Genomic DNA, 312 nt, shown 5'->3' on the forward strand with positions numbered 1-312 from the left:
TCGCCCGGTGTGCTGTTGCGATCCTGTAGTTCATGCGCGACATCGAAGTCGATGTCATTTTTATCATCCGGGGTGAAGTTGAGGGTGAGTCCGCCGTTGCGCAGGCGTTGTTCATTGTAACCATTGACTATCTTATCTTCTCCGCGATGGGAGAACAGCCCGGTCACTTTTGCGCCGAGTAGCCCGTCGATCAGTGGTCCGGACGCGTATGCATTTGTCTGGTAAAGGTCTCCGGAGTCCCGATCTTCCTGGAGGGTGGCATCACCATGCAGGGAGCCGGTCCAGGCTTTAGTATTCGAGACTTTTTTGGTG

At 54.5% G+C, this 312-nt stretch carries 1 pseudogene (cut by a window edge); it reads right to left on the reverse strand.

The features are described 5' to 3' along the window. Positions 1-312 (reverse strand): annotated as a pseudogene (locus tag FDX22_RS15415) (ligand-gated channel protein); its annotated part reaches 218 nt to the left of the window's first position; the annotation flags it as partial.

It is taken from the genome of Citrobacter sp. TBCS-14, from assembly GCF_005280805.1.
Taxonomy (GTDB): domain Bacteria; phylum Pseudomonadota; class Gammaproteobacteria; order Enterobacterales; family Enterobacteriaceae; genus Citrobacter; species Citrobacter gillenii.